The organism is Sphingobacterium olei, from assembly GCF_005048855.1.
Lineage (GTDB): Bacteria > Bacteroidota > Bacteroidia > Sphingobacteriales > Sphingobacteriaceae > Sphingobacterium > Sphingobacterium olei.
On the sequence record NZ_SUME01000009.1, the window covers coordinates 139,187 to 163,287 of the forward strand.

Annotated in this window: 19 protein-coding genes; 7 read left to right on the forward strand and 12 right to left on the reverse strand. The window is 40.9% G+C overall.

Going from position 1 to position 24,101, the window contains the following annotated elements; translation table 11 throughout:
• Positions 1–6: 6 nt before the first annotated feature.
• Complete coding sequence (gene proB, locus FAZ15_RS19145) at positions 7–1,038, reverse strand: glutamate 5-kinase (RefSeq protein ID WP_136902918.1); 1,032 nt, start codon at positions 1,036–1,038, stop codon at positions 7–9.
• A 161-nt stretch (positions 1,039–1,199) separates the two neighbouring features.
• Between proB and FAZ15_RS19150 the strand changes: the two genes are divergently transcribed.
• Entirely contained in the window at positions 1,200–1,634 is a 435-nt protein-coding gene (locus tag FAZ15_RS19150; protein ID WP_136902919.1) for a hypothetical protein, read from the forward strand.
• Between the two features lie 10 nt (positions 1,635–1,644).
• Here FAZ15_RS19150 and uvrB read toward each other — a convergent pair whose 3' ends face one another.
• Positions 1,645–3,675, reverse strand: coding sequence for an excinuclease ABC subunit UvrB (gene uvrB / locus FAZ15_RS19155; protein WP_136902920.1), 2,031 nt, complete (start codon positions 3,673–3,675; stop codon positions 1,645–1,647).
• Positions 3,676–3,803: 128 nt separating this feature from the next.
• On the opposite strand from uvrB, the gene upp reads away from it, so the two are divergent.
• The 3 genes from upp (at position 3,804) to FAZ15_RS19170 (ending at position 5,775) form a co-directional block, all read left to right on the forward strand.
• The gene (upp, locus tag FAZ15_RS19160) at positions 3,804–4,448 is read left to right on the forward strand and encodes a uracil phosphoribosyltransferase (protein WP_136902921.1); all 645 of its coding nucleotides are present in this window, start codon (positions 3,804–3,806) and stop codon (positions 4,446–4,448) included.
• 104 nt (positions 4,449–4,552) lie between these two features.
• The gene (locus FAZ15_RS19165; RefSeq protein WP_136902922.1) at positions 4,553–5,026 is read left to right on the forward strand and encodes a ribonuclease H-like YkuK family protein; all 474 of its coding nucleotides are present in this window, start codon (positions 4,553–4,555) and stop codon (positions 5,024–5,026) included.
• Between the two features lie 218 nt (positions 5,027–5,244).
• Positions 5,245–5,775: an AAA family ATPase gene (locus tag FAZ15_RS19170; protein WP_136902923.1), complete on the forward strand. Its 531-nt coding sequence runs from the start codon at positions 5,245–5,247 to the stop codon at positions 5,773–5,775.
• Between the two features lie 361 nt (positions 5,776–6,136).
• Here FAZ15_RS19170 and ahcY read toward each other — a convergent pair whose 3' ends face one another.
• Complete coding sequence (ahcY, locus tag FAZ15_RS19175) at positions 6,137–7,453, reverse strand: adenosylhomocysteinase (protein ID WP_136902924.1); 1,317 nt, start codon at positions 7,451–7,453, stop codon at positions 6,137–6,139.
• Between the two features lie 226 nt (positions 7,454–7,679).
• On the opposite strand from ahcY, the gene FAZ15_RS19180 reads away from it, so the two are divergent.
• Positions 7,680–8,090 (forward strand): BrxA/BrxB family bacilliredoxin, encoded by a 411-nt coding sequence (locus tag FAZ15_RS19180; protein WP_136902925.1) that lies wholly within the window; start codon positions 7,680–7,682, stop codon positions 8,088–8,090.
• A gap of 76 nt (positions 8,091–8,166) precedes the next feature.
• Here FAZ15_RS19180 and FAZ15_RS19185 read toward each other — a convergent pair whose 3' ends face one another.
• Both FAZ15_RS19185 and FAZ15_RS19190 read right to left on the reverse strand, forming a co-directional pair.
• Positions 8,167–10,836, reverse strand: coding sequence for a DUF7133 domain-containing protein (locus tag FAZ15_RS19185; protein WP_136902926.1), 2,670 nt, complete (start codon positions 10,834–10,836; stop codon positions 8,167–8,169).
• Between the two features lie 40 nt (positions 10,837–10,876).
• Positions 10,877–13,363: a ThuA domain-containing protein gene (locus tag FAZ15_RS19190; protein WP_136902927.1), complete on the reverse strand. Its 2,487-nt coding sequence runs from the start codon at positions 13,361–13,363 to the stop codon at positions 10,877–10,879.
• Between the two features lie 270 nt (positions 13,364–13,633).
• Here FAZ15_RS19190 and FAZ15_RS19195 point away from each other — a divergent pair, with 270 nt between their 5' ends.
• Both FAZ15_RS19195 and FAZ15_RS19200 read left to right on the forward strand, forming a co-directional pair.
• Positions 13,634–15,070, forward strand: coding sequence for a 3-keto-disaccharide hydrolase (locus tag FAZ15_RS19195; RefSeq protein WP_136902928.1), 1,437 nt, complete (start codon positions 13,634–13,636; stop codon positions 15,068–15,070).
• A 21-nt stretch (positions 15,071–15,091) separates the two neighbouring features.
• Positions 15,092–17,110, forward strand: coding sequence for a hypothetical protein (locus tag FAZ15_RS19200; protein WP_136902930.1), 2,019 nt, complete (start codon positions 15,092–15,094; stop codon positions 17,108–17,110).
• A 117-nt stretch (positions 17,111–17,227) separates the two neighbouring features.
• Here FAZ15_RS19200 and FAZ15_RS19205 read toward each other — a convergent pair whose 3' ends face one another.
• Genes FAZ15_RS19205 through FAZ15_RS19235 form a run of 7 tightly spaced genes read right to left on the reverse strand, consistent with a single transcriptional unit; the run spans position 17,228 to position 23,974 of the window.
• Positions 17,228–18,589, reverse strand: coding sequence for an alkaline phosphatase family protein (locus tag FAZ15_RS19205; RefSeq protein WP_136902932.1), 1,362 nt, complete (start codon positions 18,587–18,589; stop codon positions 17,228–17,230).
• Positions 18,590–19,798 (reverse strand): metabolite traffic protein EboE, encoded by a 1,209-nt coding sequence (eboE, locus tag FAZ15_RS19210; RefSeq protein ID WP_136902934.1) that lies wholly within the window; start codon positions 19,796–19,798, stop codon positions 18,590–18,592. It abuts the gene before it with no gap.
• 11 nt (positions 19,799–19,809) lie between these two features.
• Positions 19,810–20,979 (reverse strand): 3-dehydroquinate synthase, encoded by a 1,170-nt coding sequence (locus FAZ15_RS19215; RefSeq protein ID WP_136902935.1) that lies wholly within the window; start codon positions 20,977–20,979, stop codon positions 19,810–19,812.
• 16 nt (positions 20,980–20,995) lie between these two features.
• Entirely contained in the window at positions 20,996–21,877 is an 882-nt protein-coding gene (gene eboC, locus FAZ15_RS19220; protein ID WP_202912457.1) for a UbiA-like protein EboC, read from the reverse strand.
• 13 nt (positions 21,878–21,890) lie between these two features.
• On the reverse strand, positions 21,891–22,877 hold the full coding sequence (locus FAZ15_RS19225) for a TatD family hydrolase (RefSeq protein ID WP_136902937.1): 987 nt from the start codon (positions 22,875–22,877) through the stop codon (positions 21,891–21,893).
• Between the two features lie 14 nt (positions 22,878–22,891).
• Entirely contained in the window at positions 22,892–23,587 is a 696-nt protein-coding gene (locus tag FAZ15_RS19230) for an EboA domain-containing protein (RefSeq protein WP_136902939.1), read from the reverse strand.
• 12 nt (positions 23,588–23,599) lie between these two features.
• On the reverse strand, positions 23,600–23,974 hold the full coding sequence (locus FAZ15_RS19235; RefSeq protein ID WP_136902941.1) for a transmembrane 220 family protein: 375 nt from the start codon (positions 23,972–23,974) through the stop codon (positions 23,600–23,602).
• Positions 23,975–24,101 lie beyond the last annotated feature (127 nt).

Sequence of the window (24,101 nt, forward strand, 5' to 3'; positions counted from 1 at the left end):
CTTATTTTATAAAAGCACAATATCATCTGCATGTGCAATTTCTAAATTCTTTTTATTTTTTTCATTTTTAAGTGTAGCCGAATCCAATTTGGATTTGGCCACGGCATGAATCAGCCCCTCTTCATCTGCGATCTGAAAAACTTCGCCAATCTCAAAATCCTGTACTACGTTCATCACCCCTACCGCCAATAAACTCTTTCTACTTTGCAACGCGTGTATAGCCCCTTGATCTACGGTTATCAGGCCTGAAATCAAACTTCCGCTGGCTAGCCATTTATTACGGGAAGATAGTTTCTTCTTTTGTGCATAGCACACCGTTCCTGTCTCTCCTTTTACGGCTTTCAATATACCATTTTCGATCTGCATACTAAAAATAACGGCCTTAATCCCCATTTGATTAGCCAATCTGGCAAAGTTCAATTTAGAAGTCATCCCACCTAACCCGACAGCAGACTTCTCCTTGCGTGCTAAAGCTAACGCATCTTTGTCAATCACCCTAATTTCGGGAATGACCTGACCTTTAGCGTCCAGTACGCCCGGAACGGATGTACTAAAGAGGATCTGTTCGGCTCCGAAACCCACAGCTATTAAAGTCGCAAGTTCGTCATTGTCCGAAAACTTGAGTTCCTTGTTACTCACGACATCATTTTCATTCGCAATTGGAATAATATTATTTTTCCAAAGCGTTTCATAGGTACTCTTAAGCTGGAGAAATTGATCTCGATTTGCAAAATGATGACGTTCACACAGGCTTTGCGCTAAAGCAATTTTAAACGGTTTAAAATAAGTCGCATAAGTTCTTACCAATAACGGGTTACCAATAGCCGCTGCCGCTTTCCGTTCTGAAAGCGTACCACTATATTTGGGCAAATATTTCTTGCCGGCGGCGACGGCACCTGAGGATACCAGTACAATATTATAAGTAGATTGCAGTTGAGCAGTTTGTCTCGCGATTTCCAAAACGATCTGCTCGTCTATTTCTCCATTCGTGGTAATAGAAGCAGAACCGAATTTGATAACCAATATTGGCTTCTTCATTTAAATTTTATTAAAAATATGCTTTGATATTTTGGAAAAATATAAATATATACCGAATTTTTAAGAAAATAAATAATTTTATTATTTTCTAATTCCTTTAAATCAAAAACGATCCTCATTTGTTTAATACAAAAACATATAACCTTTTATTAAATTGACAAATGAGAATACTGACACCGCCCTTACACTTCGTTTCTTTGGTTGCGATAAGTGTTTCTTGTAGCTCTGTTAATACAACACAGTCAAGCAAACAAGATAGTATAGAGTTAGTTGGAAATGACCGTGACTCAAATGATTGCATTGCGTCTGCCGGATACACTTGGTCAAAAATAAAACAAACGTGTGTGAGACCTTGGGAAGATGGAATAGAATTACGTAACTTAAACACCTCCTCCGCTTATCAAACCTCTGCTTACATATTAGTAGATTCCACAAAGAATGATGCAGAAATCTTTATCCCTAACGAATCACACAGTATCGTATTGCAGAAAAACTCAGCTAATCATTATACAAATGGAACATTCAATTTGACCCAGGAAAATTTCTGCTGGACCCTGAGTCTGAACAATACAAAATTATATCAGGAACAGCAATAGAGCCTTTTTATCACCCAAATCGATCCGTATACATTTTTTCTAGTGTAAACATTTCGTCACGTAATTTAGCTGCTTCCAGAAAATCCATATCTTTAGCTGCTTTCTCCATACGCTTACGAACCGTATCCACCGCCTTTTTCATATCCTTCTCACTCATATACTCCATCAACGGATCAGCCGCTAGCATAGAACTCGCATCAGGTTCAACATATGCTTTAGCCTCTCCTGGTTTATAATCCGCAACAGAAGTTTGCTCCAAAATTTCTTCACGGGTCTTACCCACCGTCCGCGGGGTAATGCCGTGTTCTTGATTATAAGCCGTCTGCTTGTCTCTTCGTCGGTTCGTTTCCTCGATCGTAATACGCATACTCTCCGTCACTTTATCGGCATACATAATCACGCGTCCCCTATCATTACGAGCCGCACGGCCTATCGTTTGGATAAGTGATCGTTCAGAACGTAAAAATCCTTCCTTATCCGCATCCAGGATCGCTACCAAAGTGACTTCCGGTAAATCTAATCCTTCCCGCAGAAGATTCACCCCCACCAGCACATCAAATTCACCTAAGCGCAAACCCCGCAGAATTTCCACCCGTTCTAATGTTTTAATCTCGGAGTGGATATAACGTACTTTTATGTTAAGCCGGCTCATATATTTCGTTAATTCTTCCGCCATACGTTTTGTTAACGTAGTCGCCAAAATACGTCCACCCTCCTTAATCGCTTTATCTACCTCTTCCAGAAAATCGTCAACTTGGTTAACAGCGGGCTTTATTTCAATAATCGGATCTAATAAGCCCGTTGGACGGATTACCTGCTCCACTACAACACCTTCTGTCTGCTGTAATTCATAGTCCCCAGGTGTAGCCGATACGTAAATGGTTTGATTCGTCATCGATTCAAATTCGGGAAAATTCAACGGTCTGTTATCAAGAGCCGCGGGTAATCGAAATCCATACTCTACCAACGAAATTTTACGAGAACGGTCTCCCCCATACATCGCACGAAGCTGGGGTAATGTAACATGACTCTCATCAATGACCAATAAATAATCTTCCGGGAAATAATCCAACAAACAGAAGGGTCTCATGCCGGGTTGTCTGCCGTCAAAAAATCGTGAATAGTTTTCAATCCCCGAACAGTACCCGAGTTCGCGCATCATCTCTAGATCGTAGTTTACACGCTCTTCAAGCCGCTTGGCCTCCAACATTTTCCCTTCTTCTTCCAATTGTGTTTTACGCTGCACCAATTCGTCCTGTATTCTCCAGATGGACTCCGTAAATTTCTCCTTAGGTGTCACAAATAAATTAGCTGGAAATAACGACAGCGCCTCGTGTTTAGCCAATGTCTTGCCGCTACCTGGGTCAATTTCGCTTAGTTCGTCAATTTCGTCACCAAAAAATGATATACGATAAGCATGGTCAAGATAAGCAGGGAATATATCTACAGTATCACCTTTAACCCGAAAAGTTCCGCGTTTAAAATCCGTTGTGGTTCGAGAATACAGAATTTCCACTAGTTTATGCAGGAAGGCATTACGCGAAATGGTAGTTCCCACGCCAAATCTAAAAATAGAACGCGAGAAATCCTCTGGATTACCCATACCGTATATACAGGATACAGAAGAAACAACAATAACATCTCTACGGCCTGACATCAATGCAGACGTTGTCGCTAGACGTAACTTTTCAATCTCTTCATTTATTGCTAAATCCTTCTCAATATATGTATTTGAGGAGGCTATAAAGGCTTCGGGTTGGTAATAATCGTAATAGGAAACAAAGTACTGAACAGAATTTTCTGGAAAGAATTGTTTGAATTCACCATAAAGTTGCGCTGCCAATGTCTTATTATGGCTTAATATCAATGTTGGCTTTTGGGTTTGTTGAATTACATTGGCAACAGTAAAGGTTTTACCAGATCCGGTTACCCCCAATAGCGTTTGATATTGCTCTCCTTCATTCACCGCAGCCACTAACTCTTTGATGGCCTGCGGCTGATCCCCAGTCGGTTTATACTCAGATGTTAATTGAAATTCCATATTACTTCGTGAAATGTAAACTTAATAAAAATGTTCGTCATCTTTAATACTCCATACAATAATGTAGCCTGAAATAAACATTCAATGATTTTTTTTGTTAAATTGCTAGAAATTAAAACCCATACGCTATGATAAACATCCTCACCCAACACAATAGCATAGCCAATCATTTTTTAGCCGAATTGCGCGATGTCCATATACAACAAGACAGGTTACGCTTTCGTAAGAACTTAGAACGTATAGGTGAGATTATGGCTTACGAAATTAGTAAAACATTTCAGTATGAACTTCATGAAGTAGAAACACCGCTCGGTGTCGCTGGAACACAGCAACTTGTAGAGCATCCCGTTCTAACTACTATTATCCGCGCAGGATTACCTTTCCACCAAGGTTTTCTAAATGTTTTTGATAAATCAGATAGTGGCTTTATTGCTGCTTACCGACACACTAAAAAAAGTGGTGAATTTGAAGTACATAAAAAATATGTGAATACACCGAATCTGGACGACAAGATTGTCATTATGGTAGACCCCATGCTTGCTACCGGAAGAAGTCTCGTTTTATGCTGCAAAGAACTGTTAGCGGAATATAACATCAAGGAACTTCATATCGCCGCAGTCATTGCCTCTGAGGAAGGGATTCAGCATGTGAGGGCATTCGTACCCGAAGCGCACATATGGATAGGCGACGTCGACAATGAATTAACCAGCAAATCATATATAGTCCCAGGACTCGGCGATGCTGGAGATCTGGCTTACGGAAATAAAGAGTAATATAATGTGCATATCCGCTCATTTATAAATCAGTTAAAAATTAATATATAATTAATAAAAAATGAACACTATAACTTTAAATTTAATACATAAAAAACAACATTATGGAATGGCACAAATACAATGGCGAGGTCATACGGATTCCTATCAATGAGGCTGTTGAAGAAATCATACGTAAAGAAGCCCATGTCGGTAACAAGCTCAAGGTTTACATAGGAACCGACTCTCAAGTAAAACGGGGAATTGTCGAATTCGCAACCGTCATCGTTTTCCTACGGGAACACAAAGGAGGGTTTATGTTTATCCAGCGAGACAAAAAGCCACATCGAATGAGTATAAAAGAACGTATGCTCATTGAAGTTCAAAAATCGATAGAAATAGCCTATCACCTCTGCCCCCTTCTTGACCAATACCACATTGATCTCGAAGTCCATGCCGACATCAACACCAACCCAAATTTTCAATCCAATGTAGCGCTTAAAGAAGCCATGGGTTATATCATGGGAATGGGATTTATTTTCAAGGCCAAACCCGAATCATTTGCAAGTACAGCCTGTGCCAACAAGGTAGTACAATAGCAATCGGACGGTTTTTCTTGTTTTAAGTGTATCTTTAATTGCAAAAAACAATTGAGGTATATACGGTTTTCTCTCCTCTATTTTTCAACAATTTGCGTAACCAACCGCTTTAGAATAAGCAGATACTCTATTTTTTGGATGACTTTTGCTATTATTGCACAGCAAGTTGTTACAAGAATAACGAAAATCTGTTACCGCACAAAAAAGGACTCTTAAACGTGAAAAAACATGTAAAAAAAATAGCCGTCGTCGGTCCCGAATCCACCGGGAAATCCACGATAGCAAAATATTTAGCCGAACAATTCGATACGATTTGTGTACCAGAATATTCCCGTTACTATTGTAGAGACCTTCATAATAAATATACGTTGCAAGATGAAGTGAATATGTTCCACGGTCAGGTCGCATTAGAAGAGGCGCTGATTCCATTGGCAAAAAATGAAATTATCATCCTAGACACGACGATTCTAACGGTAAAAATATGGTGTGACTACCTATTTAACGATACGCCCTCGCAGGTAAAAGAAGAAATAAAAAACCGGCAGTATGATCTGTACCTCTTGATGGACATTGATCTCGCTTGGCAAGATGATCCGTTGAGAGACTTCCCCGACCAACGTGAACACTTTATGGAGATATGGAAAAAAGAGTTGGCCGATTTGCAAGCAACATATGTGATCGTATCCGGCTTAGATGATGACCGTTTACACAATGCTTTAAAAGCTGTAAAAGAGACAGTATTCCACTAAAAATTAATACTTAAACTGGACTGCCAGTGGTAAGGCTGTGTTGTCTAGCCAAGAAGGAGCTGAAAAAAACGTCTTTGAACACAAAAAGGAACGTCCTTGCCTGTCTACCGCAGGCAAGGACGTTCCTTTTTTTTATATCTCGTCATTGCGAGGAGGCACGACGTGGCGTCTTCTTAAACGCATCCATAAGATTGGTTTCCTTCGGAGCTGCTTCGCGGTCGTCGCCATTCTTCCTTCACGCGATGACGTTAATACTTGTTCGTCACTGCGAGGAGGCACGACGCGGCAGTCTTTTTACAAAGCATAGTAGTAAGATTGCTTCTTCGCTGCGCTCATCGCAATGGCGACAGGTGATAATGACTTAGTACCTGTAAGCGTCCGATTTGAAAGGACCATCAACCGTCACACCGATATAAGCTGCCTGATCTGCCGTTAAAGTATCCAATTCCACACCGATATGTGCCAAATGAAGACGAGCTACCTTCTCATCCAAATGCTTAGGCAAGGTGTATACTTTATTTTCGTAAGCCGCTGTATTTGTCCAGAGTTCTAATTGCGCCAACGTTTGGTTGGTGAATGAATTGGACATGACAAAAGACGGATGACCAGTAGCACAACCTAAATTTACCAAACGACCTTCTGCCAATAAAATAATATCTTTTCCGTCGATGGTATATTTATCAACTTGAGGTTTGATTTCAATTTTGGTATTGCCGTAATTAGTGTTAAGCCAAGCTACATCAATTTCATTGTCGAAATGCCCAATGTTACAAACCACAGCTTTGTCTTTCATCACTTTAAAATGCTCAGCCCGAACAATATCCTTATTACCTGTCGTAGTTACTACAATATTAGCTTCCTTTACGGCATCCGCAAATTTTTTCACTTCAAAACCTTCCATTGCGGCTTGCAAAGCGCATATCGGATCGATTTCCGTAACGATTACACGCACACCTGCCGAACGTAATGATTCTGCAGATCCTTTCCCTACATCACCGTAACCGGCCACTACTGCGACTTTACCTGCCAACATTAAGTCCGTTGCGCGACGGATTGCATCTACCAATGATTCACGACACCCATATTTGTTATCGAATTTAGATTTCGTAACAGAATCATTGACATTGATAGCAGGCAAGTGTAACGTGCCATTTTTCATACGCTCATACAAACGGTGCACACCCGTTGTTGTTTCTTCAGAAAGTCCTTTGATTCCAGCAATCAATTCTGGGAATTTATCGAACACCATATTGGTTAAATCTCCTCCATCATCCAATATCATATTTAACGGTTGGCGGTCTTCCCCGAAAAACAAGGTTTGCTCGATACACCAGTTAAACTCTTCCTCAGTCAATCCTTTCCATGCATACACCGGGATACCTGCGGCAGCAATAGCAGCAGCAGCATGATCCTGCGTAGAGAAAATATTACAAGAAGACCAGCTTACATCCGCGCCTAATTCCACCAAGGTTTCGATTAATACCGCAGTTTGAATCGTCATATGAAGACACCCTGCAATACGAGCCCCTTTTAATGGTTTGGCAGCACCAAATTCTGCACGCAGACTCATTAACCCAGGCATTTCCGCTTCAGCTAATTCTATTTCTTTGCGCCCCCACTCTGCAAGTGTAATATCTTTTACTTTGTAGGGGACGTAAGTAGTTTCTAATGATGACATAATGTATTCTTTAAATATTTTAGAAAGACAAAATTACTTGAAAATCAACTCAATTCAAAGTCTTTAATTACATTAAGTATGCAAAAGTGACATTATATTGAGGATACTAACTTGACGCACGCAATTTTATGATTTATATTTGCACTAGACAATCATCAAGAACAAATACAATATTGTTAATGAGGTGTCTGATATTTTTTAATTTTGACTTTTAAATTTTAACATCATGTATCCAGAATATTTAGTAGCTCCTATGCGTCAAGAACTGGTAGACGCAGGCTTCCAAGAACTTAAATCCCCTGAAGAAGTTGATTCCGCCATTCCTTCAGAAGGAACGGTTTTCGTCGTGGTAAATTCCGTATGTGGATGTGCTGCAGCGAATGCGCGTCCAGCAGCGAAAACAGCTGTTAAAAACGAGAAGCATCCCGATAAATTAGTCACTGTATTTGCAGGAATGGAAAAAGATGCCGTGGATAAAGCCCGTCAATATATGTTGCCTTATCCTCCATCTTCACCGGCAATGGCGTTATTCAAAGACGGCAAATTGGTCCATATGATAGAAAGACATATGATTGAAGGCCGTCCTGCTCAGATGATTGCAGACAATCTGGTCGCAGCATTTGACGAATACTGTTAATCATTAGATTTTGACTTTTTGAATTTAAAAGGCTTCTCGGAATAGAGAAGCCTTTTTTCTTGGATGACCTCGTTACTTACTTTTGTTTTTCGAGATAAGCGACAAGTGATGCAAACTCTTCCACGGTTAATGAATTTACCAATCCTGCCGGCATCATAGAGTTAGGCATTTCTTTTCTTGTAGCGATATTACTCTTTTGTACGGTCGTAACCGAACCTGCAATATCTCTCAATACCACTTTATCTGCAGTTTCCTGCGTCACAAAGCCCATATAACTCTTTTTATCTTTTGTACCGACCAATACAGTTTTAAACCCTTGAGAGATAGAAGCATCTGGTTTCAATATAGATTCTGCGATTTGTTCGCGATTCATAATTGACCCGATCTGCCCCATAAATGGTCCTTTCATAGGTTCACTTTTGCTAGTACTATGGCAAGCAAAACAGCCTTGTTTAGTATAGAGTGCTTTGCCTTTTACAGGATCACCTTTTATTTTAGCAAGGGCCAACATGATATCTTCTATGGAAGTTTTGCCAACCTGTCCTTTTTGGTTTTTGATTTTATCCAAATCAACTTTTTGCTCGGCAACTTCCTTTACTGCTACATCTTTCTTTACCACATTGAAAGCAGCGATTTCCATACGGAACTTATCATTCAAAGCAGCAAAAAACGGTTTCTTTGAGACCCCTGCTTTTAAGCTTTCCGCCTTCAAGAATTTTTCTATGACCTGTGATGACTCCCATTCGACACCTTTATAGTACGGACCGTGCGAATCTGGACGGGTACCCCACCACCATGAAGCATCATAAGCCGGTTCTTGCTTATATAGTCGGGCTAAAGTAACCAGGATTTTATCTTTCAGCTTTTGGTCCTTGGTTTTTCCGTACGCTGCGATTAAGCCGTCGACCGCTCGGGTATCATGCATATAACGCAAAGCCCATAAAGCCAAGTCAGGACTTTCTGTCCCCAAGAACCCTACACTTGAATTGACTGCGTTCAAGCGAACTAAGGCTCGCACGGCTAAGTGTGCAGGAATAATCGCGGCATTGGGCACATCATGTGGCCCTTCGACTCCTTTTGCGGGAGCAACAAAAGAAGCAGGCACTGCTGTTTGTAATAAAGCGTTGGCTGCCTCGACACGCCCAAGACGTCCTAAAGCCACAATGGAAGCTGTCTGTACCCGCACCGATGGATCTTTTAGTCCATCGATAAACGGATCGATCGGAACCTGCTCCAATGTACCGATGCGATCAGTCAATGCGCGAAAAGCAAATTCCCTGACCTGTTCTTCTTTTGCAAGTTCAACCAACGCTGAAATTGCTTTTTCTTTCGCTACCTGAGCATAGGTATATATGGCGGCTACACGCACACTTAACGGTAAGTCCTTATCTTTTGCCGTACTTAACGTGACGGCAGTAGCTTCATCGGTTGGTCTGGAAAGAAGCTCCTGTGACGCATAAAGCCTAGCTATTGCACTACCTGATTTTAACAGATTGGCTAAATCCGCGACAGAAGCCCTCTTCGTATCAGGGAATGCTTTGTACGTCCATCCTTTCGGAACGACGCGAGCCACATAACCTCTATCCGGGTTGCCTGAATATCCGGCGCCATCCCAAGCTGCTAAATATAATCTACCCGAACCGTCTACATCCAGATCGGTAATTTGTGGCAACTTGATAAACTCTTCTTCTTTTTGTGTAAAGCTTGGCCCATCCGGCGTCACATGGTGCAGGTATAGAAAACTTCTTCCCCAGTCTGCCATCATCGGCACCTTATTGTACTTCGCCGGCCAGGTATCTTCGTCCATATATAAGGAACCCGTACCCGATCCACCACCCAGCATGGCTAAAGCCGGGATAATCTCTTCTGTGAAATTCTGAAATAATAAAGGATAACCGTACTCTCCCGATTGAATCTGATGGGAGAACCGGATATCCCATCCGCCACCATCATTGGTATTATCTCTCGTGAAAATATTCATATAAGGGTCGATGGCTAAGTCATAGATATTACGTAAACCGTGGGTGTATACTTCCACTTCTGTGCCGTCAGGACGTACGCGTAGAATACCCCCGCCCAACATGGTCAATTTTTTACCATCGGTACCCGTTGCATTGTGAAATCCAAAGTCACCAACGGCAATGTATATCCAACCATCAATCCCCATTCTGATTCCATTGGTCGCGTGGTCGGTACCACGTTCCCGGATGTATTTGGCGTTGCTCAATCCGACAACAAGTGGTTTGGCCGCTCCATCGGCAACACCGTCCCGGTCTCTATCTTCAAAAACAACCAAGTCCATTCCCGTCGCTATCCCAGTCGTAGCATCGAATGTGGTATGCAATACAAACACCTGATCGCCTAGGACAAATATACCTCTGGGATTGTCCACTCGGGCAAAATCGGTATGCTTATCCATCTCCCCATCATTGTCCGTATCCACAAATCGGCGGATAAACCCTTTTCCCATATCTTTTCCCAACGAGCCGATCATATCAACCCCAACGTACAGTTCCCCCGTAGGAGCTACCGCCAAACAAGCTGGGCTTGGAGTCAGATCCGGACCTGTAAAATGTGTCATGATTAAACCTTCGGGGGCTCCAGATAACATTTTCAGGCTATCCTGTGCCTGTTGGGTAAAGGAATAATTCCCGATTTTTTTTATTACTTGTTGTTGCGGGTTTTCGACAGCATGGGTCAATCCTAGTAATAGCGGGAAGAGGATTAAATTTAGAGTTCTTTTCATCTTAACGTATTGTGATTATTTAAATAGATAGCAATACGAGTTATAAGGATAGTATCCATTTTACCATTTCATTTACTTCTTCTTTTTTTAACGAAGGATGCGCCGGCATGGCCACTTCGCCCCAAACACCGGCACCACCTTTGACGATCTTCCCGTTTAATAAAGATAAAGCATCTTTATTGTCTTTATATTTATTAGCGATTTCTTTATAAGAAGGACCGACAGACTTTTTATCCGTTGCATGGCAGGCCTTACAATCTGACGCCAATATCAAGGCTTCACCTTTCGGTGTATCTAACCCTTCTTTATGTCCCAATTCTCCATTGGCTTTGTCCAGATCTTTATAAACTGTATCTGCAGGCGATTTTTTTGTTGATACAGTTTTCTCGACACGTTGTGAAGCCAACTCTCCACCATTATAGTCGATTCTCGATAGCGCTGCATCAGCATTTTCGCTGAACCAACCACTACCGTATTCCAAGATATATATTTTCCCATCAGGCCCCAGTTCCATATCAATCGGCGAAGCCAATTTCGTAGAAGGCATGAAGGGCTCCATTTTATCAAAGTCACCATTTGGCAACATCGTCACCACTTTGACCCATCCTCGAACCCAATCGTACATAAAAAATTTCCCGTCATAATAATCTGGATAACGATTCTCTTTTGGCGCCATCGCCGAATAGTATACGGGGCCAGCCATAGCATTGCGTCCACCTGAACCCACTTGCGGAAAATCCGGGGAATCAGCATAAGGATACCAAATAAAAGCAGGTTGAGCCAGAGGTAGTTCTTTTATACCTGTATTATTTCGGGAGTTGTTTATCAACTTATCGGGATCATAAGGTGTCTCACTCACCCCTGTTTCATAATCGTATGGATGGTATGCATAATTATTACCCACAAAAAATGGCCATCCGTAAAAACCGGCTTCACGCGCTTGGTTAATCTCATCATAACCTCTTGGGCCCCTACTGTCGTTATCCTCGTTCGCATCCGGACCTACATCTCCCCAGTAAAGGAAACCGGTTTTCTTATCGACCGAGATCCGATATGGATTTCGGTTACCCATGACATAAATTTCAGGCCTTGTATTTGCCTGCCCCTTTGCAAATAAATTGCCTTTTGGAATCTCATATGAACCATCCTTTTTCAGCTTTATCCTCAAAATTTTACCGCGAAGATCATTGCTATTTCCTGCGCTGCGTGCAGCATCATACTGTTCATGTCCAGCCCGATCATCTCTTGGTGAGTAACCATTGCTAACAAATTTTTGTCCCCTCTCATCAAATGGTGTCGAGTTATCACCTGTCGACAGGTAAAGGTTCCTGTCTTTACCAAAAGCAAGAGAGCCACCAGTATGACAACAGATATCACGTTGTGAATAGAATTGAAGCACAATCTTTTCTGTTGCTAGATCTAACTTATTGTTTTTAAACTCAAATCTAGAAAGACGGTTAACTGAAGTATCTTTTGGACTATAAAATGCATATACATAATGATTATCTGCAAAATCTGGGTCAATTGTCAATCCCATAAAACCTTCTTCTGCATTCACATTGGGCATTTCTGTTTTATGGTATACGTCTAACAAGCCCACTTGCCTCACCTTTTTTGTTTCCTGATTATAGAGTAGTAATTCGCCTCGGCGCTGGGCCACTAGGATATCCAAGTTGGGTAAGATGGTCATTTCTGTTGGTTCAAAAAATTCACCAACCGCCAATGCTACTTTAGTAAACCTCTCCTCCTCTGGTACTCGCTTTGTTTTCGCTTTCTTATAGTCCAATTCATAATTACCCCCGATTGCATATTCAATACCGCCCAATATGTGTTTCAAAAATAGCGTATCTGTATAGTCTTCCGTCCGATGTCCTAAGCCGGTGTAAAAAGACCTCCCCCCATCAAAGTCGTGGTACCAGGCCATTGGTGTCTCGTTCATTTGTTCTGGATTGGCATACACCTCTTTGTTGATCGTCATCAATTTATGAGTTGATTCGTTCATTTTTTTAAAGACATACCACTCATCCGTATGTACCCAGATATCCGGAAGAGATTTTGTTGCCGGATGTTTTTTATCTACTATGGTCAACTTTCCCTCCTTGACTTCTGGGTGCGTCACAAAATATCCTCCTACCAATCTGCCATACCATCCCCAATCGTATTCAGCGTCAGCAGCACCATGAATACCTACAAAACCGCCACCTGCCTGTATGTAACGCTCAAAATCAGCCTCCTGATAATTATTCAATAGATCACCAGTTGTATTTAGAAAAACCACGGCTGCATATTGCTTTAAAGAATCCTCTGTAAACCATTCGGCATTCGTTGTTGTATCTACATCAAAGTTGTTCTGTAGGCCTAATTTCTGAAGCGCAGCATTTCCCTTTTCAATTGAATCGTGATGGAAGCCGGCGGTTTTACTAAAAACCAATATTTTTGGTTTTCCAGAACGCTTTTCATGGCAAGACCCCATAACTGATATAAAAATCAGTAACAAAAAGATCTTTGACAAAAGTGTTTTAATCATAAAAATTTTTTAATCTTATTGGTTTCACCTACTTATTTTGAATTTGACCTATAAAGATGCGACTATAACCTCATTCAAACTAGTATTATTTTCGCCAATATATAGATTATTTTGCTGGCTCATTTTTAGACTCCATTCTCTCCTATTTATTGATGTTTATAAATCGTAGTTTAGTATTAACCGGCACAATCATAATATTATTTTTACAAATAAAATCCTTTTAGCAAAGACAAAATTGCTATATTTATCTTTTAAAACCTAGTACTTCATATGAAATTAAACTATTTGAAGTTCGGAACAACCAGCTTATGTTGGTTATTTGGAACGACATTATTATTAGCCCAGCAGCTAACCGATCAATCGGAAATTAAACTTAACGACCTCTCTGCCTTCAATGCTGCAGGAAAATCTTGGACTATTGCAGAAAAAGTAATATCAGACCCAAGAAATGAAAATGAATTGAAAGCTACAAAAGGATCAGGTATCCTCGTCAACATCACTTCCAATAAAGTGAAGGGATCCGACTTGTTAACGAATGCAGTTCACGGAAACATGATTCTCGAGCTGGATTATTTAATGGCTAACAATTCAAATTCAGGCATTTACTTGCAAGGAAATTACGAAGTGCAACTTAAAGATTCTTGGGGCGTGTTACATCCCCTCTCGTCTGACAATGGTGGTATTTACGAACGTTGGGATGACACGAGACCTGAAGGCTCCAAAGGTTTCGAAGGCTACGCTCCACGTCAAAATGCAAGCAAAGCACCTGGTCTATGGCAGCACCTGAAAATTGCATTTCAAGCACCACAATTTGATGCTTCAGGAAACAAAACTGCAAATGCAAGAATTTTAGCTGTTGAGCTCAATGGGGTTATCGTACAGGATAATGTTGAATTGTTCGGACCAACCGGTGGGGCTGCTGATAAAGAAAAACCTTTAGGACCGCTACGTCTTCAAGGAGATCATGGCTCTGTTGCTTTTAGAAACATTAAAATATCAAAACTTCCCGAAGAGATGCTCAATGGAAACAATAGAGCTGGTGGCGGTGCTGACCCTATCTATATAGATGCACCATCCAATACGATGATCAGAAGCTTTGTTAACTATGCTCCGAAGCAAATTGCTGTACATGCAATATCAGTAGGCAGTCCGTTAAAAACACATTATAGTTATGATTTGGACAATGGTTTGTTATTACAAGCATGGCATGGTGAATTTATTGACGCTACACCAATGTGGGACGGTAGAGGGAACGGTACTTCTAGAGCTCGTGGAGTAATAACTTCTTTTGTAAAGACCCCTACTCTAGCTTTGGCTCAACTTACAAACAATCAAGCATCGTGGCCAGTAGATAGTATAGGTACTGGATTTAGAACGAAAGGTTATGTCATCGATAATGAAGATAGACCCCAATTTAAATATAATATCTATGGTGCAGAGGTGACTGATATCATCACGGTGTCTAACAATGGCAAAAGCTTGAGCAGATCCGTAAACATTGACAAACCAGTAGCAAACCTTTATTTTTTATTGGCTAATGCAAGCTCAATTGAAGAACTCACAAAAGGGTACTATCTCGTAGATGGACAATCTTATTACCTTGAACTTGATAAAGGTGCTCCAAAACCTGTTATTCGGGATGCTAATGGAGGAAAAGAGCTAATCATCCCATTTGACAAACAATTAAATTATTCTATTTCATTCTAATTGAAAGAGTACAGATATTATATGAAACACACCTTTAGAATGCTAGCAATGCTAGCTTTGAGCTTTGGTTATACTGTTTCCCAAGCTCAAGAAACACCAAAAGAAGAAGACTTTTTTAAGATCATGAAAGTAAGAATGCCCGAAGGACCTGTTTTAGAGGTTGGCGGACTAGTTACTTTACCTAACGGAGATCTAGGCATATCCACCCGTCGGGGTGATGTATTTATTGTAGAAAACCCAACGAGCAACAGACCATACTTTCGAAAATTTGCAACTGGTCTTCATGAGATATTAGGCCTGGCTTACAAAGATGGTGCGTTGTATGTGGCGCAAAGAGGTGAGCTAACGAAGCTCATCGACAAAAACATGGACGGTAAAGCTGATGTCTATGAAACTGTATTTGCTTGGCCGCTGAGCGGACATTATCATGAATACAGTTTTGGACCTAAAATAGCAGCAGACGGATCGTTTTTCGTATCCGGAAATGTGGCTTTCGGGAACGAAGAATGGTGGCGTGCAGAAAGCCGTGTTCCTATGCGTGGCTGGGTTATGAATATTACAGAAGATGGTAAAATGCAACCTTGGGCCGCAGGCGTACGTTCCCCTGCAGGTCTCAATGTCATAGATGGCCAACTTTATTACACCGAAAACCAAGGCGACTGGGTTGGTTCTGGAGGTCTATGGAGGGTCAGTAAAGGTGATTTCATGGGACATCCTGCCAGCTTAAGATGGACAACAAGACCGGATTCACCTGTAAAATTATCCGCTGAATCTTTCTATTCTAAAGTAGACGAACGCCGCATCAAAAATGCGGAAGGACGATACATCAAGCCTGAAAACAGAGTCAACGAGAATTTCAAAACGGTTTTTGAAATGAAAAAAGAATTTCCTGAAATTCGTCTGCCATCGGTATGGTTACCTCATGGTATCCTTGGTATTTCAAATTCTGAGCCCGTAAAAATCCCTAAAGGCACATTCGGTCCGTTTGAGGGGCAATTACTGGTTGGTGACCAAGGAATGAGTATCATTTCACGTGTTTTCTTAGAAACTGTGAATGGTGAAGAACAGGGTGCTGCATTTATGTTCAGAAGTGGATTTAGATCAGGTGTTTTGAGAATGGCATGGGGACAAGATGGATCTTTGTTTGTTGGTGAAACTAACCGCGGTTGGGGTTCTGCCGGTGATGCAAATGAAGGTCTTGAGCGCTTGGTATACAATAATCAGATCCCATTTGATATGAAAGCGGTACGAGCAATGCCTGATGGTTTTGAAATCGAATTCACCCAACCGGTAGATCTAACTTCGGCAGAAGATTTAGCTTCCTATCGTGTTGAAAGTTTTATCTACAAATATCAGCCGGTATATGGTTCACCTCCAGTTAATAACGAAACCTTAAACATAAAAGGCGTTAAGGTTTCTCCCGATGGACTTAGAGCAAGAATCGTGGTAGATGGCCTCCGCGAGCACTATATCCATGTCATTAATGTGGATGGCATACGGGAGAAGCAAAATTTCTACTCTATTATTCACCCTGACGCTTATTATACATTGAACGCAATACCTACAGGTGAGAAGTTAGCCTTGGCTACACTGAGTACCCGAAACTCCGCAAATGACGCCGTGGTGGAGGTCACTCCGGCTCCAGTCGAGAAAGCCATTCCAAGTAGCAACAAAGTGGTTGCTGGCAAAAAAACAACGGAAGTAAAGGCAAGCGGAACAGCAAAAGCAAACGAAGTTAAACCTGCTGCGAAAACTACCGAAGTCAAACCGGCGGTTGCGAAAGCTCCAACTTACCAAGAAGTAAGTGGTTTGTTAACCCGTAATACTTGTTTGGCTTGTCATCACCCTACAAAAAAGCAAATAGGGCCGTCTTTTACGGAAATTGCCAAACGCAAATATTCAAATGAAAAAATTTTGCAGCTCATCTATAACCCTCAACCAGAAAACTGGCCAGGTTATGCGACGGAAATGCCGCCTATGCCACAGGTATCTAAAGCTGACGGCTTAAAAATGGCAGCTTATATCAACTCATTGAGATAATGAGTTGTATTATCAATACTTGAATACAAACAAAGCCACTCTTTTTAGGGAGTGGCTTTGTTTGTATTGGAAAGAATCCTGTAGGTTCTTGATTATATTATAAAATTGCCAACAGCATTAATTCTTTTCGCTATGCAAAGATTTCCAAATTAATCCATAAACCTCAGTTGCCTTTATACTGCTGTTATTTAAATCTGTTTCTGTAATCAAAACAGGATGAAATTCGGAAGGTGTATTGACGCTACCATGTGAACCTTTTACCAGATTGGCATTCAAGGGTATTACATCCATTACATAGCGAAATCCTGCTTTTTTTCTCAAGAGTTTATATAATGCACGAAACTTCGAAGACATAAACATTTCTACAGGATCATACCCCGGCTTCTTATGGATATCGACACATCTGGCATAGTCAGGTGCTTTGTCATCATCGAGCCAGAAGTAATAGGTAAACCAACTTTTCTGATCGGCAACCAACACAAAATCTCCGGCACGCGAATGATCTATACCATACGTCTTCTTCCCCTCCTTATCAAGCACCATCTCAATCCCTGGTATTTTATCCAAGATTTCTTTGACCTGAGGTAGAACCGACTTATCGTTGATATAAACATGTGCTACCTGATGATCCGCCACTGCAAAGGCTTGAGAAGCCCCGGCATCTAATAACTCCAAACCACGCTCTACACGTATCTGTAATAATCCGGCTTGTCTAAATATCCGGTTGATATGTATGGGAGAGTCTACAGGTAAAATGCCGTATTCAGAAAGAATAATGATATTAGCTCCTTTTTTCTCATAGAACGCTACCAAGTCTCTTATCAAAGCATCGATCTCACCTAATTCTTTACTGATATTGGGCCAATCATTTCCAAATTTTTGCAGACAATAATCCAAATGTGGTAAGTAGATCAACGAAAGTGTTGGATCGTAAAGCTCTTCGGTGATCATGGATGCCTCCGCAATCCATCTGCTGGATTGGATATTGGCTCCCGGGCCCCAAAATTGAAACAGCGGAAACTGACCAAGTTTTTCCTGTAAAATATCACGCAGTTCGGCGGGCTGGGCATAGCAGTCGGGCAGTTTCCGACCATCGGCCAGGTAGTTGGGACGAGGTGTCACGCTATAGTCCACATCAGAATACATATTGTACCACCAAAATAGATTGGCACAGGTAAAGTTTGGATCTTCTTTTTTGGCTTTGTCCCAGATCTTTTCAGCAAGAACCAATTTATTGGACTGCTTCCAGAATTTGATTTCGACATCCATATCATCGTACCAGCCGTTTCCCACAACACCATGCTCGGTAGGCTGTTTACCCGTCAGATAAGTAGACTGTACACTAGTCGTTACCGCAGGTAGCATAGGCGCTATAGCTGCCAGATTTTTATTTTCTATATACCGTTTTAAGAATGGCGTATACTTTCCTATCAAATTTGCGGATAAGCCCACTACATCAATCACAACCGTCTTCTTCATTTATACATTACTTTTAATGACCCATTCCAGCTCATTGCTGATAGACGCTGCGATTGGTATTTTTAATTGCTCTGGCAATACTTCCCAGGTATAGGTCTCCACTTCCAAATGTTCGCTAAAAGGTTCATTCTTTTGTAAATTCAAAACCTCAATGATATCCTGCTGTGTTGACTTTAACGCACCGATATCACAAACAGATATCGGAACATGAAAATGAGCTCGCCATTGGACAACATCTTGATGTTCAAAATCAGCTAGTGCGGGTGTGAGATCTGGATAACGAATCAAATCGCCATCCTTTTTTAAAGCGACAACTTGATGCAGATAAGTTGGTTCATTAAACTTTTGAAAACTATTTTTCACGGCAGTACGTTGTACCTCAGTTTGATCAAGATCTGCTTTCAACGCAGCTGATATCTGTATCTTACCTACTTGGATATCCTTCTCTTTCAATTCTCTTAACACAGCAGCATGCTGTTCATAACCAATCGCAAAATGACAGACATCATAGCAAAGACACAAATGTTTCTTAATTAACAATTCTGCCTCAGAAACAGAGGTTCCAAATGAAACTACAATATCCGGAACTGCCATAGGGAGCAGCTCATCGGTATACCAATCGATAAATTCTCTCCCCGTCTCCAGTATACCATCGGGTTCAGGTTCAAGGTCAAGGTGCATAATCGTACCGGTGCTATTAGCAATTGAAATTAATTCTTTTATGACATCGATTATATTTAACGTCGCCTTTCTCTTCGCCTCCACCACATCAGCCGTAGTGGTAAACCAATGTCTATAACTAAGCGGAGAGCTAGAAATCCCTCCAATCATGCCTTCAGGCAATAAAGACTGGAGAATTCCGAACAGTCGTATGGTATAGTCTTTCCGTGCTTCAGTAGTCCAATCAGGTGTATGTACTTCCGCTTTGACTACTGTACGGTGGAACTCTCCATATGGGAAACCATTCATGGTAAAGACATAAGCATCATTTTCAGTCAGCCAATGCTTGAATGCTGTTAAGTTACCTTCTTTGATAAGCTCTAAACTCGATATATTGGACAGCCGAAGTCCTATTCCAAGCGGCTTATCTGGCGAAATGGACTGTTTGATAATCGAAAAATTGTCTTTTAAAGCCTTAAAATCATCCGCCCAATTTTTTCCAGGATGGATATTGGTACAATAGGTCAAATGGCCTGTGTTAACTTTCATTTTTATTAGTACTAAAGAGGTAAAACAGCTGCTTTACTCGTAAAATCCGAAACATAATGACTTGCCTGGATCAACATCTGATGATCCATTTCATGAACTTCTTTTCCAGTTCCCAAATCGGTCAGCAAAGTGATGGTCAGTTTTCCGCCGAGATGTTCCTGAAACTCCTTTAAGCCATGCAATATTGGAGATTCGGGATCACTAATCTGAATCAAGGGATTCGAAATGTCGAAAGATAAATGAAGCAATACATGCAAAATCCGCAATAATTTTTCTTCGCTCAATAATCCTGTCATGAAAGAATAAGCACTATCCAACGCTATCCCCATGGCAACGGCCTCACCATGTAACACATTAAAATTACTCAATTGCTCTAATTTATGTGCACTCCAATGTCCAAAATCCAAAGGTCTTGCAGATCCCATCTCAAATGGATCTGCTGAAGCAATATGGTTTAAATGTAAGGCTGCACAACGTGCAATCAAGTAATTCATGGTATCCAGATCACGAGCGACCAATTGAGTCGCATGTTCCTCAATCCAGGAGAAGAATGCCGGGTCTTTTATCAATGCTACCTTAACAGCTTCCGAGATACCCGATCGCCAATCTCTATCGGCTAATGTTAATAAAAACTGATCATCATTAAATACCGCTGCGGGGGGTGAAAAAGTGCCCAAAAAATTTTTCTTGCCTTTGTAATTTATACCATTCTTAACACCTATACCCGAATCGTTTTGTGAAAGCACTGTGGTAGGTATACGAATATGCTTGATACCACGGTGTGATACCGCGGCGGCATAGCCCACAAGGTCGAGTACTGCGCCTCCACCAATTGCAGCGATATAAGAATGTCGATCAATACCAAAACGATCCACCGCCTCTACCAAACGATCGAATAGTGTAATGTCATTCTTGGACGCTTCCCCTCCGGGAATAACCATTATCTCCTGAATCAGCTGAATTTCTTGATATTGATCAAAATATGCTTGAATGCTAGACACGAGGCCTGGATGCGCATCTGCAACGCCTTGATCGAGTACAAAAAATATTTTACGTACTACACTTGTTTGACTCTCTTTAAAGAAATTTGCCAAGGTGGGATTACTGATGTCAAATAACGATTTAGCAAAATAAATCTTATATTCAAATTTTACACTAAAAGACTGTTCTAAAAAACTCATAATTGAAACTCACTAATTAAGTAACAGCGAAAGCTTTACTTAGTAAAATGGATAATGGTAATAAAAAAATAATGACCAGTGCAATTTTCCAGTCTGCAAAAACACTGGCCCAAGCTGCATTCATGAAAATCAATGCAATCACTCCTGCTTTAACTGCCTTCCCTATATTGGGTCCTATAGGATTATCTATTGCTTTTATAAGCGGTTTAAAAATCATCCATGCAAACGGAACAATAAACAATATAGTGATGGAGATATCTCCTCTTATCCCAGCAAAAAACAAGATGCTAACGATAACAATAGTGTAAAGTATGCCTGCAAAATAAAGCATCTTTTTATTTCCTCCGTGCACTTCACCTCTACTAATCATCGTAATGGATGCAATGTAGATGATAGGTACTATAGCCAAAAACCACCATTGCCCCACTTCACTACTTATGATGCTGACACCCAGTAACAGATTTAATCCACGACAAAGCCCCATATTAAGCGGTCCTAATAGCAGATGATGTTTTGCCCACCTATTGTATACGAGGCAAGCCAACATAATCGCAATAGCAAGTACCGTCGAAGCTAGTCCGAGTAAATAGGCGGTTCCCATCCCGATTCCGAAAAATAAGATTCCAAATACAGTGGCCTCTACTTTACTGATCACTCCACTTGGTATGGGTCTTTCGGGGCGTTCAACTCGGTCTAATTCTGAATCAAAGACATCATTAAAGATAATGCCCCCGCTGTACAGACCTATGGTTGAGATGCAGAGTAGTAATATTGGCAATGGGGACCATCCCAATGGTGATAGATAGCCCGATATGGAGATACCAGCAAGTACATCGGCTATCGCCGTAACGACATTTGCAGGTCGCATCAACCTAATATAGCCTAATAACTTTTTCAATACAGTAGCTTAATTATTTGATGATGATCGAATTTTTATCAATTCGAGGTTGCTGCCCACCTCGCAAGATGGAATTACTTGCAAATTTTTGAGACTGATCAATATTTTTAATCGCAATAAAATCATGCTCATCAATCTGTCCGCTCTGACCAAAAGCCGTAATCGCATTTCTAAAACTAACGAGTTCAATATCATTTAAACCAATACCTGATTTTTTCATTAATGCTGCAGTTTTAGGTACAGCCAGCGGATCAGAAATTCCCCAATCGGCAGCAGAGTTGATCATGATCCTTTCGGAACCATATTGCTTTACGACCTCCACCATACGTTCATTGCCCATTTTTGTAAAAGGATAAATCGTAAATGCAGCCCAAAAACCTCGATCCAACACTTCTTTAACAGTTTCTTCATTATTATGATCCACAATCACCGAATAGGGCGACAGACCGTGCTCAATAGCAATATCCATACTACGTTGCGTGCCCTTTTTCTTATCTCGATGCGGTGTGTGGATCTGAACGGGTAAACTCGCCTCTTTAGCAAGCTCCAACTGCAACCTGAAGTATTTTTCTTCGGCAGCAGTCTGGTCGTCAAAACCAATTTCTCCGATTCCCACCACTCCTTCTTTAAAAACAAACTGTGGCAATAGCTCCATCACCTGCTCTGCTAGCTCTTCATTGTTTGCCTCACGTGAATTTAAGCCTATTGTACAATAATGCTTGATACCAAACTGTGAAGATCTAAATCTTTCCCAACCGATCAAGCTACTGTAGTAATCTTTAAAACTGTCAACTCCAGTACGGGGCTGTCCCAGCCAAAAAGCGGGTTCTATAATAGCGACGATACCCGCATCCACCATTGCTTGGTAATCATCCGTCGTACGTGCGGTCATATGGATATGCGGATCAAAAAACTGCATCCCATTGATATCATTCAAATCTAGCACATCTTGGTTTCTTTCTCCCTTATTTCTTTCTTGGAAATTGTCATTACAGCACATTATTCAATATTTTATTATTTTCCTATTTCTATTAATCTATATATTTCCTGATGAACCGTTCTATGAGCAGCTAAACGTTCTTGGACATAATCGTTCAACGTATGCGCCAGCGCCTGATTAGCTCTTGTTTTTAATCCAGGGATTTGGCTGACATCTTTTTCATTAAAAAAAGCTTTTAAAACCATTTGGTTCCATGCAGCTTCTGAAAGCGCATGGGCTGGATAGGGATTGTGATACAGTATAGCTTCCAATACCGTACCTATGTTGCTACGAATGCCCTCTTCACAGGTGCTGATCCACTCTTCGGTGTAATGCAAGAAAGGAAGAGCGGAATAGAGTGCAACCAGTTCATTCATCTCCGCTACCGTAAATAAGTTCTTGATTTTCTTCAGGTACACCATCTTATCCACATCCGGCAGCTGCATCAACAACCAGACACGCGCCAGCCGATCAGCTGTCCATCCCTGTAAAGAAAAGCCGGGTAATAAGGTAGCTATTTCCGCTAAGTCTTCGGGCTGTACGATCAGGTTATTTTTACCTGACATTCTGGGCAGCTGTGCAAAACTCAGATTTAACTGTAGTGTCTTTTCTTCTGTTTTGATACGCTCCACTTTATCGGCCAACCAAGCCCATGCATCGGAACTGAGGTTTTGTTGGATGATTTGTTGAAATAACTTATCAAGATTTTTCTTCTTTTCTATATCGACCACAGGTTTGATTCTTTATAAATTAATAGCAACAAAATAATTTATCCCCAATGCAATACTTACGATCAGAAGACCAAAAAATTCCCTCGTTTTCTCAATATAAGGTTTAGTCGCTTGCATACTTTCAACAAGACTCGGTCTACGATATTTCATCAGCCAGTCCCATACACCATCTTTGGCAAAAAAGAGGATAATGGCATAAACGACATAAAACAGAATGGCACCCAAATAAATCAATGGGTAATAAAAATGAAAAACAGCCAATCCACAACAAACGGAAGCCAACATATAGATGGGTATCCATAGCCACGAATCTTTATCATTGAGATTTACATACGCAAATCCAATAAATGCAAGACAAAAAATAAGGTTCAAAACAATTAACACCATAACATCGGGTTGAGTCAATGAATTTCTATTATTAAGTTAGCACAAATAAACAGATTATTAATCTGATTTATGCGTTCAAATTGCAAAAAAAACATGACATAAAATAAGTACTTTTCCCGCGTACCGT

Coding starts and splice junctions, on each gene's coding strand:
- upp (WP_136902921.1), top strand. CDS start 3,804: ATGATAAACATCCTCACCCAACACAATAGCATAGCCAATCATTTTTTA.
- FAZ15_RS19190 (WP_136902927.1), bottom strand. CDS start 13,363: ATGATTAAAACACTTTTGTCAAAGATCTTTTTGTTACTGATTTTTATA.
- FAZ15_RS19205 (WP_136902932.1), bottom strand. CDS start 18,589: ATGAAGAAGACGGTTGTGATTGATGTAGTGGGCTTATCCGCAAATTTG.
- FAZ15_RS19225 (WP_136902937.1), bottom strand. CDS start 22,877: ATGTGCTGTAATGACAATTTCCAAGAAAGAAATAAGGGAGAAAGAAAC.
- FAZ15_RS19215 (WP_136902935.1), bottom strand. CDS start 20,979: ATGAGTTTTTTAGAACAGTCTTTTAGTGTAAAATTTGAATATAAGATT.
- FAZ15_RS19200 (WP_136902930.1), top strand. CDS start 15,092: ATGAAACACACCTTTAGAATGCTAGCAATGCTAGCTTTGAGCTTTGGT.
- eboE (WP_136902934.1), bottom strand. CDS start 19,798: ATGAAAGTTAACACAGGCCATTTGACCTATTGTACCAATATCCATCCT.
- FAZ15_RS19165 (WP_136902922.1), top strand. CDS start 4,553: ATGGAATGGCACAAATACAATGGCGAGGTCATACGGATTCCTATCAAT.
- FAZ15_RS19185 (WP_136902926.1), bottom strand. CDS start 10,836: ATGAAAAGAACTCTAAATTTAATCCTCTTCCCGCTATTACTAGGATTG.
- ahcY (WP_136902924.1), bottom strand. CDS start 7,453: ATGTCATCATTAGAAACTACTTACGTCCCCTACAAAGTAAAAGATATT.
- FAZ15_RS19180 (WP_136902925.1), top strand. CDS start 7,680: ATGTATCCAGAATATTTAGTAGCTCCTATGCGTCAAGAACTGGTAGAC.
- proB (WP_136902918.1), bottom strand. CDS start 1,038: ATGAAGAAGCCAATATTGGTTATCAAATTCGGTTCTGCTTCTATTACC.
- FAZ15_RS19150 (WP_136902919.1), top strand. CDS start 1,200: ATGAGAATACTGACACCGCCCTTACACTTCGTTTCTTTGGTTGCGATA.
- uvrB (WP_136902920.1), bottom strand. CDS start 3,675: ATGGAATTTCAATTAACATCTGAGTATAAACCGACTGGGGATCAGCCG.
- FAZ15_RS19195 (WP_136902928.1), top strand. CDS start 13,634: ATGAAATTAAACTATTTGAAGTTCGGAACAACCAGCTTATGTTGGTTA.
- FAZ15_RS19235 (WP_136902941.1), bottom strand. CDS start 23,974: ATGGTGTTAATTGTTTTGAACCTTATTTTTTGTCTTGCATTTATTGGA.